Annotated in this window: 11 protein-coding genes; 10 read left to right on the top strand and 1 reads right to left on the bottom strand. The window is 55.8% G+C overall.

Going from position 1 to position 12,740, the window contains the following annotated elements:
- The first annotated feature begins 280 nt into the window (after nucleotides 1–280).
- The 3 genes from UH5x_RS16100 (at nucleotide 281) to UH5x_RS16090 (ending at nucleotide 3,864) form a co-directional block, all read left to right on the top strand.
- The gene (locus UH5x_RS16100) at nucleotides 281–1,252 is read left to right on the top strand and encodes an ATP-grasp domain-containing protein (RefSeq protein ID WP_482633010.1); all 972 of its coding nucleotides are present in this window, start codon (nucleotides 281–283) and stop codon (nucleotides 1,250–1,252) included.
- Nucleotides 1,253–1,304: 52 nt separating this feature from the next.
- Complete coding sequence (locus tag UH5x_RS16095) at nucleotides 1,305–2,636, top strand: chromosome condensation protein (protein ID WP_482633009.1); 1,332 nt, start codon at nucleotides 1,305–1,307, stop codon at nucleotides 2,634–2,636.
- Between the two features lie 217 nt (nucleotides 2,637–2,853).
- Nucleotides 2,854–3,864: an acyl-CoA desaturase gene (locus tag UH5x_RS16090; RefSeq protein ID WP_482633008.1), complete on the top strand. Its 1,011-nt coding sequence runs from the start codon at nucleotides 2,854–2,856 to the stop codon at nucleotides 3,862–3,864.
- Nucleotides 3,865–3,882: 18 nt separating this feature from the next.
- Here UH5x_RS16090 and UH5x_RS16085 read toward each other — a convergent pair whose 3' ends face one another.
- Nucleotides 3,883–5,340: a glycosyltransferase family 4 protein gene (locus UH5x_RS16085; protein ID WP_482633007.1), complete on the bottom strand. Its 1,458-nt coding sequence runs from the start codon at nucleotides 5,338–5,340 to the stop codon at nucleotides 3,883–3,885.
- A 221-nt stretch (nucleotides 5,341–5,561) separates the two neighbouring features.
- Here UH5x_RS16085 and UH5x_RS16080 point away from each other — a divergent pair, with 221 nt between their 5' ends.
- The 7 genes from UH5x_RS16080 (at nucleotide 5,562) to UH5x_RS16050 (ending at nucleotide 12,581) form a co-directional block, all read left to right on the top strand.
- Nucleotides 5,562–5,987, top strand: coding sequence for a PqqD family protein (locus tag UH5x_RS16080; protein WP_482633006.1), 426 nt, complete (start codon nucleotides 5,562–5,564; stop codon nucleotides 5,985–5,987).
- 21 nt (nucleotides 5,988–6,008) lie between these two features.
- Nucleotides 6,009–7,055 (top strand): serine kinase, encoded by a 1,047-nt coding sequence (locus UH5x_RS16075; RefSeq protein WP_482633005.1) that lies wholly within the window; start codon nucleotides 6,009–6,011, stop codon nucleotides 7,053–7,055.
- A complete protein-coding gene (locus tag UH5x_RS16070) occupies nucleotides 7,052–7,723 on the top strand; it encodes a glycosyltransferase family 2 protein (RefSeq protein ID WP_482633004.1) in 672 nt (223 codons plus the stop codon). The genes UH5x_RS16075 and UH5x_RS16070 overlap by 4 nt, the downstream gene beginning before the upstream one ends.
- Before the next feature lie 17 nt (nucleotides 7,724–7,740).
- Nucleotides 7,741–9,321: a nucleotidyltransferase family protein gene (locus UH5x_RS16065; protein ID WP_236696634.1), complete on the top strand. Its 1,581-nt coding sequence runs from the start codon at nucleotides 7,741–7,743 to the stop codon at nucleotides 9,319–9,321.
- 82 nt (nucleotides 9,322–9,403) lie between these two features.
- Nucleotides 9,404–10,483, top strand: a complete 1,080-nt coding sequence (locus UH5x_RS16060) for a hypothetical protein (RefSeq protein ID WP_236696635.1) — start codon at nucleotides 9,404–9,406, stop codon at nucleotides 10,481–10,483.
- A 93-nt stretch (nucleotides 10,484–10,576) separates the two neighbouring features.
- Nucleotides 10,577–11,773: a glycosyltransferase family 4 protein gene (locus UH5x_RS16055; RefSeq protein WP_482633003.1), complete on the top strand. Its 1,197-nt coding sequence runs from the start codon at nucleotides 10,577–10,579 to the stop codon at nucleotides 11,771–11,773.
- Nucleotides 11,774–11,795: 22 nt separating this feature from the next.
- The gene (locus UH5x_RS16050; protein WP_482633002.1) at nucleotides 11,796–12,581 is read left to right on the top strand and encodes a glycosyltransferase family 32 protein; all 786 of its coding nucleotides are present in this window, start codon (nucleotides 11,796–11,798) and stop codon (nucleotides 12,579–12,581) included.
- The last annotated feature ends 159 nt before the right edge of the window (nucleotides 12,582–12,740 follow it).

Below are 12,740 nucleotides of genomic sequence, written 5' to 3'. Positions count from 1 at the left end.
CAGTTGAGGTTCATCCGGGGTGAACATGGATGTGCTAGTGGTCTGTCACAGCTAAGAGTTAGGGTTGATCGTAGTGGACGAGGCCACGAGTCCTAGGTTTTGACGCCAGTTCAGGACTCGTGGCCTCGTCCATTACCCTAAAAACAAGTCCTGACAGACCACTAGGAGGAGAACTGCGCTGGGCACCGGTTGCGATCTCGTGGCGTCGGCAGTTGGCACCTTTGCCGATACATTGACGGCGAACGCAACCACCAGCGACCGAGTTTTCGAAAGCACCGAGATGAACAAAGGCCGCCTCGCGGTTTACGAATGGCATGCGTGGGAGCTGTTCTCGATCTGCGAATGGCGTCCTGATGCGTACCGAATCAAAGCTCATCCGGATGACGAAGTGGAGGACGTGCTCGATCGGTTGCCACCCGATACCTCCGATTTCTTGCCGCACCTCAACCTCAGTCGCCAAGCTCTGTTTCCAAGGCAACGCAGCGAACTTTTCGAAGCTCTTCAAGCCAAGGGCATTCGCATTTGGAATGCGACCATCAGCGACATCACGAAACGGTTTGTCCAAAGTGAGTGCCAGCGACTGGGGCTTCCGACAACCGTGGCGACTCGGGACGGCGACCCGGACGAGAAGTTGATTCTGAAGTCCGACTGCAACCACGGCGGCCGAAATGAACGCCGGTTCGACCCCGAAACCCGTCGTCGTTTGGGACTGCCTCCCGAATCGACGTTGATTGATGGCAGCTTGGATTACCCGGTCATGAAGCGTTTGGAATTGACCGACCAATGGGACGATCCGGGTCTCGTTGTGGAACGGTTGATCGAAAACCCACAGGGCATCTACTATCGAGCCTACGCGATTGACAGGCGATTGGTGATTTCTCGCTTTGTGCCACCGAATTCCGACAATCGGATTCAGCGAATTGAAGATGCGAAAGCGAGACGCAATTTCTTGTACAGGGATTTCACCCAACTTGTCGGTGCATCTGATTCAGGCGATGCCCTGCCTGCTCGTTTGAAATCCGTGGTGGCTTCGTTCTTGGTTGGGATCCAAATCGACTTTGGTGCGCTCGATGTGGTCGAGGACAATGCAGGGAACTTCTACATCATCGATCTCAACATCACGCCGTATTGGGGCAAGCCAGGGCAACGCAAAATGACGAGGTTTCTCCGTGGGGAATTGTCGCTGCGAGAGAAACTATCAAAGCGAATGGCGCGATGGATTCCCGGGTGTTGTTCCGAAGACAAACGGTAGACCTAAACCACGACTTGGTCGTCTCTCTATTTCATTCACCGACGCTTCGCTGATGCCGCTCACCTATCCGCTGACCCACTTCGAAGAGTTGATGCTGCATCAGGACAGCACTGCTTTTCCGACGAACTGCTTTGTTCGCATGCGGTTCCGCGGACGCCTGGATGAAAGTGGGTTCCGTGCGGCGGCACTCGCTGCGGTGGCGCGGCATCCGTTGCTGCACGCCAGAGTTCAGCAACAGCGTGGACGATATCACTGGCAAGTCGACGAGCCGGCACCCGACATCTCTTGGTGCGATGGAGCAGCCGAAGAGCGCCCGTCCTTTCGCCGGTTGAACCTCGAACGAGAGCATGGACTGAAATTTGTGGTTTGTTTGCACGAGCACGAATCTGAGTTGATGGTCCAGTTTCATCATGCTTGCTGTGACGGACTGGCGATCTTTCAGGTGATTCATGAATTGCTGTTGGCCTACACGATGGAGACCGACCGGAACGCAAACGTTTCGCTTCCGGAGATCGACCTGAGTTTGCTAGAACGCCGCGGATCGCTTGGATTGACGACGGGGAGCTTTCTTCGACACCTCTCTCGCCAAGCAGTTGGCCTTCGAGGGGTTTGGCAGTTTTTGACGCGAAAGCCATCGCATCTGTTGCCGCATCGTGTGCCTCAACGCGATGAACCCGCACCGTTGAGCTTTCCGTCTGTGATCGCTCATCACTTTGAACCGGATGTTTCGGCGGGTGTGCGACGAGCCGCGAAACGAGCGAAAGTGACCCAGAATGACTTGTTGATCCGGGACCTGTTTCTGGCGTTGGAGGAGTTTCGACGATCGCAGGGCGTTCATGATCCAACGAGCTGGATGCGATTGATGATCCCGGTCAGTTTGAGGCAAAAGCATCAGTACCAAGCACCGGCTGCCAACATTGTCAGCTCCGTGTTCTTGGACCGACGAGCGACCGACATGGAGGACCCAGCGCACCTGCTTCAAGACCTCAGTGAGGAAATGAGTCTGATCAAGCGTCGCCATCTGAACCATTTGTTCCTGTATTCGTTGTGGGCACAGCGATTGGTGCCGCGTGGGTTGCAGCGGACCGCGAGACCGAAACGCTGCCAAACGACCGTCGTCTTCACCAACCTCAGTCGCGTTTTCGCGAGATCACCCTTGCCGCGTCAAGAAGGTCGGCTGCAGTGCGGGAACGTGGTGTTGCTTCGGGTTGAGGCGATTCCGCCGATCGCGAGACACTTGAATGCGGCGTTGGGAGTCAGTTGGTACGCCAATCAAATGACGATCACGCTGCACCACGATCCACGCGCGGTTTCCAACGAAGCTGCTGGCGAGTTGCTCAATGGGTTGGTTCGGCGAATGCGGGAATCCACGAAGGAGAAGTGACGTTTCCGCAACGAGGATGACGTCCTGCTCCGCTGATCGAGCGAGAGGCCATCCGCTGCAAGCCTACCTTGACGATTTCATCACTCTGTCTTGTCTCGTCGGATGGCCCTACAATTCCCATCCTGTTGAATGGATTCACGTTGGGTCCTCCCCGCTGCTGGTCAATTCGTTCACGCGGAGCGAACGTCTTGAAGCATCTCCCCATTGGGCTTGTCAGATGACCCACGCCGATCAATCGGTCGCACCTGCGGCATCGCAGGAAGCCGAGGCTCTGATGGAGGACGCGGTTGGTGTGGCGGACCCGGTCGGTGTGGTGGAGCCTTACGAGTTCACCGAAATCGCGATTCCGATCATCGCCATGCACGTGCTGGCTTTGTTTGCATTCATTCCGGCATTCATCACGGGAACCAACGTGTTGTTGTTGGCGATTGCCTTGGTCGTCTTCAGCAACGGAATCACGCTTGGTTACCATCGCTTGCTGACCCACAAAAGTCTACGAGTCCCCAAGTGGTTGGAATACGGTTACGTCGGCCTTGCGTTGTGCTGTCTGCAGGAGTCGCCTGCCAAATGGGTTTCAACGCATCGACGCCATCACAGCCATTCGGATGGGCCAGACGACCCACATTCACCGACCGCAAGCTTTTGGTGGTCGCACGTCGGTTGGCTGCTTTGGAAGCGAAAAGGGCAGCACGAATTTCGGACGGATGATCGCTACTGCGCCGATATCATCGCCGATCCATTTTATGCTTTGATGGAAAAGCACCCTGATCTGCCGGCGGGAATCTACATCCTTCACGCAGGTGCGATTTGGTTCGTCGCGTCGGCCCTGTTTTTGATGGAAAACAGTTTCGGATCGGCGATTTGGCAGGGTGTGGGCGTTGTGCTTTGGTGTGTCGTTTTACGAACCGTCATGATTTGGCACTTCTCGTGGTCGGTCAATTCGCTGACTCATTGCTTTGGTTATCAGAACTACAAAACATCGGACCAAAGTCGAAACAATTGGTTGGTTGCGATCGTGAGCAACGGGGAAGGTTGGCACAACAACCACCACCATGATCCCGCGAGTGCATCGGTGCAGCACAAATGGTGGGAGTTTGATCCAACCTACCTTCAGATCCGAGTTCTCAAGCGATTGGGACTGGCAACGCATGTGATCGAGCCGCGGCAAGTCAGAAAAACGGTTGTCGAACGTGAAGACTCCAGCAGCCTCAACAAACAGGCTGGTTAGAAAATTCGCGGCCCAGTGCTAACGAAGTGGCTCATCGCGTTCGTTCGAGGCGGACAACATGAAATTCACGTAGGCATCAGCGCATTGGTTCACATCGTGCCATTTGGCGATGTGCTCCGCCGCCGCCGACCCTTTTTGCTGCCGCTCGTTCGCATCGCAGGCCAACTCACGGAGGGCGTTCGCCAAACCGGTGTGGGAGGAGATCTCCAGGGGGATCTTCACCAGAGCGTCATCGGGGTAGTCCAGGGCGGTTCCAGAATCAAAGACAACACAGGGCTTGCCGGCGCCCATTGCTCTGATCAACGTTGCCGACGATTCTCCAGCGGAAGGGAAACGCAGGTTCACCACAACGTCGCCGTGGTCGATGAATGCCTGGAAGGTGTCCATGTCAACTCGGCCGGTCACTTGCAAGTGGTTTGTCATTCCAGAGTTGTTCGCAAGTTCCTGCAGACGCAGTGAATCGGGCATCTCGCCCACCACCCACAATTCAAACGCTGGGATTTGGTCTTTGATCGAACCCAGAGCGGTGATGAGCTGATCGACTCGCTTTGGGATTGTTGCGAACCCGAGAGCCACGAAGATCAGTCGATCGGGATGCATTCCAAGTCGCTTCCGGATTTCGCCCGCATTCGTTGCCGTGAAAAGTGTTGCACGCGAATATTGAAGTGGGATTCTTTGAACGGGAATGTGGGGCAGCAGGTCTCGGACTCGGTACATCGATTCGAAGGAATGCACGATCACAGCCTTCGCGTTCTGCAGAGCGGGGGCAGTCAACGGCAAGCCAAACCGAAAGGCAGCGCCTGACAAGTCGCGTTCGGCTAGATCAGCGATCATCTCTCCCAATCGTCCGTGTTGTTCGGCCGCAAGCGTTTTGAACGTTTGAGAATCGCCTCGCCGGAGGAAGGTTTGTTCGAAGAGATGGTGCAGCACTCTGTCGTGCAGCACGACGACGCCTGGCCGCCGCATGGCCTCCTCCAGGACGTAATCATGGATGCGACTGTTTCCGAGATGGTAGAGCCGGGGAGTCGCGAGGTCGCGTTCCTGGTTCGACTTCCATTCGTGGAGTCGTTGGACGGCGAAGCCAAAGTGGTCAGGATCAGGATCGGGTGCGTCATCGGCAATGACGTAGGTGGCGTTCAGCCGGGGGGCCAATGATGGAGCAAGCTCGGCGGCGTAATCTGCGATGCCAGAGGCAGTTGGTGGAAGCGGGGTGAAGATTGCCCAGTCACCACCGAATGCATCGCTCTTGGCGGGGGGATTGGAGGAGGAGTTGATTCTCAGAGACGCGTTTTGGAGGATTCTTGCCCGGAGCCGTTGATTCCGGAGTTCATCCAGTGGGATGCCGTACAGTTCCAGCAACGCAGCGTGATGTTGATCGAGCACCTGTTGAACTTCGTGCAGGCTGAATTTGCGATCGTGAGATTGGTGATCTCTTCCAATCAAAGAGCCGATCTTTTCGAGAATCTTGCTGAACACCGGCCCTGCCAATCTTGCTTGCGGAGCGTTCGTGCCCGCTGCTGAAACTCTGCGGACTCGCTCAAACGCTTTGCGATCCGTTCTAACGGTTGAACGCCGTCGCGAATAGCAACTGCCCGCATGAGATGCTTCTCAGACAAACGTCGCTCCGGTAGACTCGGCAAACGCATTGGGCGATGACAAAATTTCGCAAATCTTTTTGACTGACAATGGACGGAGTCATGTACTACGCGATCAATTCGCCAGCGCTCTCGCACAATGCGTTTGACGATGAGACCATCGTCATCCATTTCGCGACTGGAAACTACTTCAGTTTACGAGAGATGGCAGAAAGGATTTGGCAACGTCTGGAGAACCAACCCTTGACGGTCTCCGCAATTGTCGACGCGTCGGAGGACGCCCCTCCGGAAGCTGCTTCTGAAGTCGAGGAGTTTTTGAAGCAACTGGTGAAGAATGAACTTGTCTGTGAACTGCAGGATCATGCCAGCCCTGAATCGGTGGCAAGCCTCGGGGCTTGGCGAACGCCAGCGATGGAAGTGTTTGACGACATGAAAAACATGTTGCTCGGCGATGTGATTCACGACACCGACAAGGAAGGTTGGCCTCAAATGGCCCAAGACGACCAAGCTGCGCCCGGCCCTCGCTAGTCAATGAGCGGGAAAGATGGCATGACGACAATCACCACCTGCGACGATTCACAGGCTGCTTTGAGGCAGCAGTTTGATCGTGCCACCGAAAACGATGGCTTGGTCGAGAAGCGATTGTCGATTGGTGGACGTCAGGTTTGTTTGAAGTTTGCTGGCCAGTCGCTGCTGTGTCGATTGATGCCAGCTTTGGCCCATCACCCAGAGGGCACTGGACAGGCTGAACTCAACATCCATTTTTGGGAGAGCGTCAGGCCACCGGTGGAACACTCGTTGGCGGAATGGACCGGTTTGCAATCCGTCATTCGCGCCGACAGCGATTCGTGCTGGACCCTGATTGAACCGGGGATCGGTTTGTTCAGTCGGCTGACCCAGGATGGGAATGCGTTTGTTTGTTGTCGAAACGGCGATGAACTGCCGGTTTGGGAATCCGCCGTTCCGCTGCGTTCTTTATTGAATGCCTGGTCCGCACCGCACGGCAGCGTGGTCCATGGCGCCGCGGTGGGAGATGATCAGGTGGCGGTTCTTTTGGCCGGAGTGGGTGGATCTGGGAAATCCAGCACCGCGTTGACGTGTCTTGCCGAGCCGGATCTTTGTCACTTGGGGGATGACTTGGTCATGCTCACCAATGATTCGCAGCCCTTGGTGAACAGCCTGTACAACTCCGCGAAATTGCTGCCGGACAACCTTCGCCGTTTCAGCGATCTGTCGCTCTCGGTGAACCCGACTCTGCCACGCAACCCAGAAAAGGAAACCTACTTTTTGTTCCCGCAATTCGCGGAAAAGTTGGCGATGCAGCGACCGTTGAAAGCGATTCTGTTGCCGCGAGTCAGTGGCGAAACGCAGACAAGCCTGGTCCCAGCTTCCCAAGCCGAAGCGTGGCACGCGATCGTGCCCGTCACGTTGACGCTGTTGGGGGGCACTCGGCCCGAGAACATTCAGTCGATTGCGGAAATCATCAAACGTGTCCCGGTTTATCGTTTGAATCTGGGATCGGATCGCACCGGGATTGCTCCCGTCATTCGTCGGGTGCTGAAAGGAATTGAGCTTGAAGGTGGAGTCTCGCCGTGACGCAAACGATCAGTGTGGTGATCCCGGCGTACAACGCGGAGTTGTTTCTGGCGGAGGCGATTGAGAGCTGTCTTGCACAAACGCGGCAACCCGATCAGGTCATCGTGATCGATGACGGGTCAACCGATCGCACGGCAGAGGTTGCACTCTCATTTGCAGACTTCGTCACGCTGATTCCTCTGGAGCGAAGCGGGCCCGGTGTTGCTCGCAACGCGGGGATCGCTGCTGCGACAGGTGACTACATCGCCCTGTTGGATGCCGATGATCGGATGACGCCGAACCGACTTCAGTTGCAAATGGATTTGTTCGATGCCCGTCCTGAGGTTGGCATGGCCTTTGGTCATCAACTGATCTTCCAAGATGGGGAAGACCCGGCAGAGCATCACGAAAAGGGCACGGGACGTGTGCTGGCGCCGTGTGTCACTGGTGCGGTGACGTGCCGACGAAGTGTCTTCGACGACGTCGGACCTTTTTCGAATGATCGGGAGACGATCGAAGTGCTTGATTGGTTTGCTCGCGCCGAAGACCAAGGCATTCTCAAGGTCAGCGTCGAGGAGGTCGTTCTTTATCGACGCCACCATGCAAACAACTGGTCCACTCAGGAACAAAACCGCTTGAAGTACGTTCATATGTTGAAAGCGGTTTTGGACCGGAGACGCGCTCAGTGACGTTTCTGATGCGGTGGATGGACCAGGACCAGGCCTGGCCTCGCGGTTGTTGGCCGAATCAGGCACAGCGATTGTTGCTGCAAGCCTGTTTGCTGGAGGACGATGCCGCCGCGATTCGTGCTTGGCAGAAATGGGAAGACTTGGTCCCCTGGGATTTCATTGACTTTGGCTCCCATCGATTGTTGTTGTTGCTGCACGATCGTTTGCGACGCCTCGGACTGGCATCTCGGAACCAGGGCCGATTGGCTGGCGTGGCCCGATATTACTGGGTGCAGACGGAACTGCGTCAGCGACAAGCGGTTGCGATTCTTCAGCTGTTTGAGAAGGCCCAGATTCCAACGCTGCTGCTCAAAGGAGCCGCGCTGAACGCGACGGTGTACCGGACTGGGTTTCGGGCCATGAACGACCTGGATGTGGCGGTTCGCCGGGAAGATGCTCCGCAGGCCGTTCAACTTTTGAATCAAGCGGAGGCCGCACCACCGCTGAATGTGACGGAGGATTCGTTTCGTGTGGGGCATGGCACCAACTTCAGCCTGGCTGAAGGCACCGAGGTGGATCTTCACTGGGACTTTTTTCACAGTCGTTCGCTATCGCCCACTCAGCAGCAATCGCTGTGGGATGCCAGTTTGCCAGTGAAAATCGGACCTGCGAACAGTCGTGTTTTGTGTCCCGCCGATCAACTGTTGCACACGTGTGAGCATGGTGTTCGATACAACGAAACCCCGCCGTTTCGTTGGCTTGCGGACTCCTTTCAGATCATTCGAACAGCGGGTGCCGAGATGGATTGGCAACGGCTCGCCGAGCAGGCAAGGGAATGGAATGCCGTGTTGCAAGTTCGTCGAAGTCTGCAGTGGTTGAACGATCACTTGGATGTGCCGATTCCAGACGAGGCATTGGCAAACTTGGATGACACAAAAGTGTCGCTTGCCAACCGCTTGGAGTACCGAGTGACGGGGCAAAGAGGACTCGCCGGGCAACATACTTTTTGGCAGACGTTCCCCGAGCACGTTTTCGCTTGGCAGCGTCAAGGACGCCCTGGTTCGCTTGCCAAATACCACTGCTTGCAACACAACATCAGCCAGAATCACCGGACTCGATTCACGGAGTTCACCAAGCTTGGGTTGTTGCAAACGGTGTCGAGGGTGAAAGCGGTGGTTCCGTCGATTCGAAAGAGACAGCGTTTCGTCGTCAGCACATTGGCGGACGATGAGATCGTTGGTTGTCATGAAGTCGAACGATCGGGGCATCGAACGTTTCGTTGGACCAGTGGTGAATCCACATTGGTCGTGACGCTCCCACGTGGTGATTACGACGTGGATGTTCGCGTGTTTCCGTGGCGTGATTGGGAGACCGATTTGGCGTCTGAGTTGCGAGTCGATTTCGATCGAAATGTTGTCTTGGTCACTGCGGAAGGAAATCGCAATCGTGTTTTGCGGTTTTCAATCCAGCGTGATATGTTTGGCCCCGCGTCGCAGCAACGCCTGACATTTCGATGTGGCCGTTTTCGAGGTGTTCCGGAAGGCGAAACGCGACATCTTGGGCTTCCGCTGCAAACGGTTTGCTTTCGGCCACGCTCATGCGGGGGCACTGAGTCGTGAGAAAACCACAGCAGTGTCAACGCTCGACTCGCCGCATCTTCCCTTGGTCGATCCGGCCGACCCTTTCATGGAAAGAAAATTGATGTCCAACCAGCGTTCTGTTGGCGTCGTGCCGGGATCGACGGATTCAACAGGGATTCAGACCGATCACTACGAAATCCCTTCCAATCCGCTGGGGCGAATTCGACTTGCGCCGCAAACAACGTTCGCCCTGCATCGCAGCGGATGGGCCGGCGCGATGGATGCTTTGATTCCAGAGCACAACGAAAACGGGGTGATCTTTGAAGGCTTTTTGGATCGCCTTTTCGATCCTCATTGGCCGCACGAGATGGGACCGATGTTGCCGTTGACGGAACCTTGGACAGGTGTCTTTCACAATCCACCTGGTGCGGAAGGTTGGCACAGTTCCTCCGGGGCTCCCCAACGTCTGATTGTCTCCGATGCGTTTCGCGACAGCATGCCGGCATGTCGAGGACTCTTCACCCTGTCGGACTACTTGTCCGATTTTTTTGCGAAGGAAACCGGTCTGCTCACATCGACACTGAGGTTGCCGACGGAAATTCCTGACCGACTGTTTCGCATGGATGACTTTGCAAACGAAGCGGAAAAGAAGGTTGTGATGGTCGGGTGGTGGTTGCGAAGGCTGGCGGCAATCTATTTTCTTCCCTTGGATCATGCCAGCGGATTTCGAAAGCACCGACTGATCAGCAACCCTTGCACGGAGTTGGAGCAGACGAACCTGCTCAAGCAAGAGTTCGTGCGACAGTCGATGGCACTTCGGCAACCACTCTTGCCCGCCTATCGCGACAACACGTCTGCTTTGCCGCGGCAGAATGATTCTGAATACGACGAGTTGCTTTCGACGAGCATCGTGTTTCTCGACCTTTACGATGCATCCGCCAACAATGCCGTGGTGGAATGCATCGCGCGAGCGACACCTCTGCTGATCAATCGCATTGCACCGGTCGAAGAATACTTGGGCGTGGACTACCCGTTCTACTTTGAGTCGCTGGACGAGGCCGCTCGAAAGGCTCAGGACTTGGACCTGGTCGCAACGACTCACGAGTATCTGATGCAGTGCCCGATGCGGAAGAAGCTTTCACCGTCGACTTTTCTGGACGATCTTCGCGGCAGCGATGTTTACCAAAATTTACAAGCTTGATCGATCATTGCCGACGATGGATGAACAGACTGTTTGAGAAAGCATCTCGTCAAGTTTTTAACGGATCCCAGCCACCTTCCAATCATTTACATCGTGACTGCACAAGTAAACGACCGCACCCAACGACGAATCTTGATCGACGGCACGAAGTTGGCCGATTCTGCGTCCGATGGAATTCGTCGGTTTGTCTCTGGCCTCCTGGGGGCGATGCGATCCGTCGCAGTTCAGCATCCTGAGTGGGCGGTGGATGTTCATGTCGGTTCACGAATCATCCCACTCGCTGAGATCGATTCGTGGCTGACGCTGCCGGAACCGCAACCGACTGGTGCAGCGCAGTTTCTTCGAGGGGCACTGAACCTGATTCGATTGCGGCACCAGATGCGGACGACGCATTACGACGTCGTTCACCAGACGATGCCGAACACCTTTGACACGTTTCGTCGTTTTCGAGGCGCTCGCTTGGTCACGGTTCATGATCTTTCCCATTTGGCATGCCCTCAGTGGCAGGCTGCGGTCAACAGCGAAAGCCTGGAACGGGGCCTGCGTGACGCCATTGAGCGAAACGCTTGGTTCAGCACGGACACGGATTTTATCCGTCAAGAAATGATCTCCCGTTGCGGTCTTTCGAACAGCGCTGTCACCGGTGCCGGTTGCGATCGATCGCTTTTCCATTCGCAGTATTCGCAAGAGGCGAAAGATGCCGTGCGACTGAAGTATTCGTTGCCGGACGCCCCGTTTTTGCTTTCGGTTGGGACGTTGGAACCGCGAAAGAATTTGTTGGGGACGGTGCGAGCCTACCGCCGGTTGTTGGAAACGAACCCACAAACTCCGCTCGAACTGGTGATCGTTGGGAAATACGGTTGGGGCGATCTCGATGAGGTGTACGCCGCCGCGAAAGATTGCGATCGAATCCACTGGCTGGGCAGTGTTCCGGATGAGGATTTGCCTTTGATTTATTCTCAAGCGGAGGCCCTGTCGTATGTCTCGCACTACGAAGGATTTGGCTTGCCACCACTGGAGTCGATGAACTGTGGCGTGCCAGTGATTTACGGGGCAGGGACCGCGGTCGCCGAGGTTGTGGCGGACGCTGGTTGGGCGGCTGATCCCAATGACGTCGAACAGATCTGTGACTGTTTCGTTGAACTGGTCACTCAACCTGATCTTCGCGAAGAACGGTCTCGCAAGGCGATTGCACGGGCGGAGTTGTTTGATTGGCAACGCGTGGCCGAAGCGATGTGGGAGCAATACATGCTCGTCGCGGAAAGCCCTGCCTCTCGGTTGGCAGGTTGATGCGAGTCACGATCGCAAGCCGATGAGCGTTCCGAAAATCCTGCACCAAACGTGGAAAGATGAACGCGTTCCGGATGACTTTTCGGAATGTGTCCAGTCCTGGAGGACTCACCATCCGGATTGGCAGTTTCGATTGTGGACTGACCAAGACAACCGCGAATTGATCGCGGAAGAATACGCGTGGTTCTTGGAGACGTACGATGGCTATCCAACGGCCATCCAACGCGCCGATGCCATTCGGTACTTCATTCTTCATCGGTTTGGAGGCATGTATGTGGATCTGGATTTCATTTGTCTGAAGCCTCTCGATCCGTTGTTGGCCGATCAAGGCTGCGTCGTCGGGATGGAACCACCTCAGCACTGTCGGCATCACCGAGTTCCCAATCTGTTGTGCAACGCACTGATGGCGTCGGCACCCGGACATCCTTTCTTTGAACGCGTGATCCAGCGATTGCCGGATTTCGTTGATCATGTCGAGAACAACGAACCGATTCTCAGCAGCACCGGCCCGATCATGATGTCGCGTGTCTTGAACGATTTTGAGACACCCGAATCTGTCACGGTGCTTCCCTCTCGATTCTTGTATCCGTTGACGATGCACCAAGCGGCCCAGTACCGGTTGGCCGGGCACGTGGGCGTCGACCTTTCGGATGCGTTCGCGATTCACCTTTTCTATGGCACTTGGTGGAAGACCGATCGATGGGATCGAAATTGGCGAGGCTACTACAAGCTGAAGTCTTTGATTCAGCGGCGTGTCAGCGGACTTTGGGCTCGCGTTTCTGCAGTGCGGGGCGGTCCACGCTCCTAACTTTTGGGAACGGATTGGGCAGAGAGACGATGCCTGCGGAGTGAGATTGGTCGACTTTTGTGGGGGGAGAGCCAATCGGATCTCAATTGCGACTGAGGCTGGTTCCCTGCTATATCGAGCCGCAGCGTCTCTGCCCACGCGGCCGGAAACTTGTGTTTC

The organism is Rhodopirellula sp. UH5 (assembly GCF_056839225.1).
This window is presented reverse-complemented; position numbering and strand designations above follow the sequence as displayed.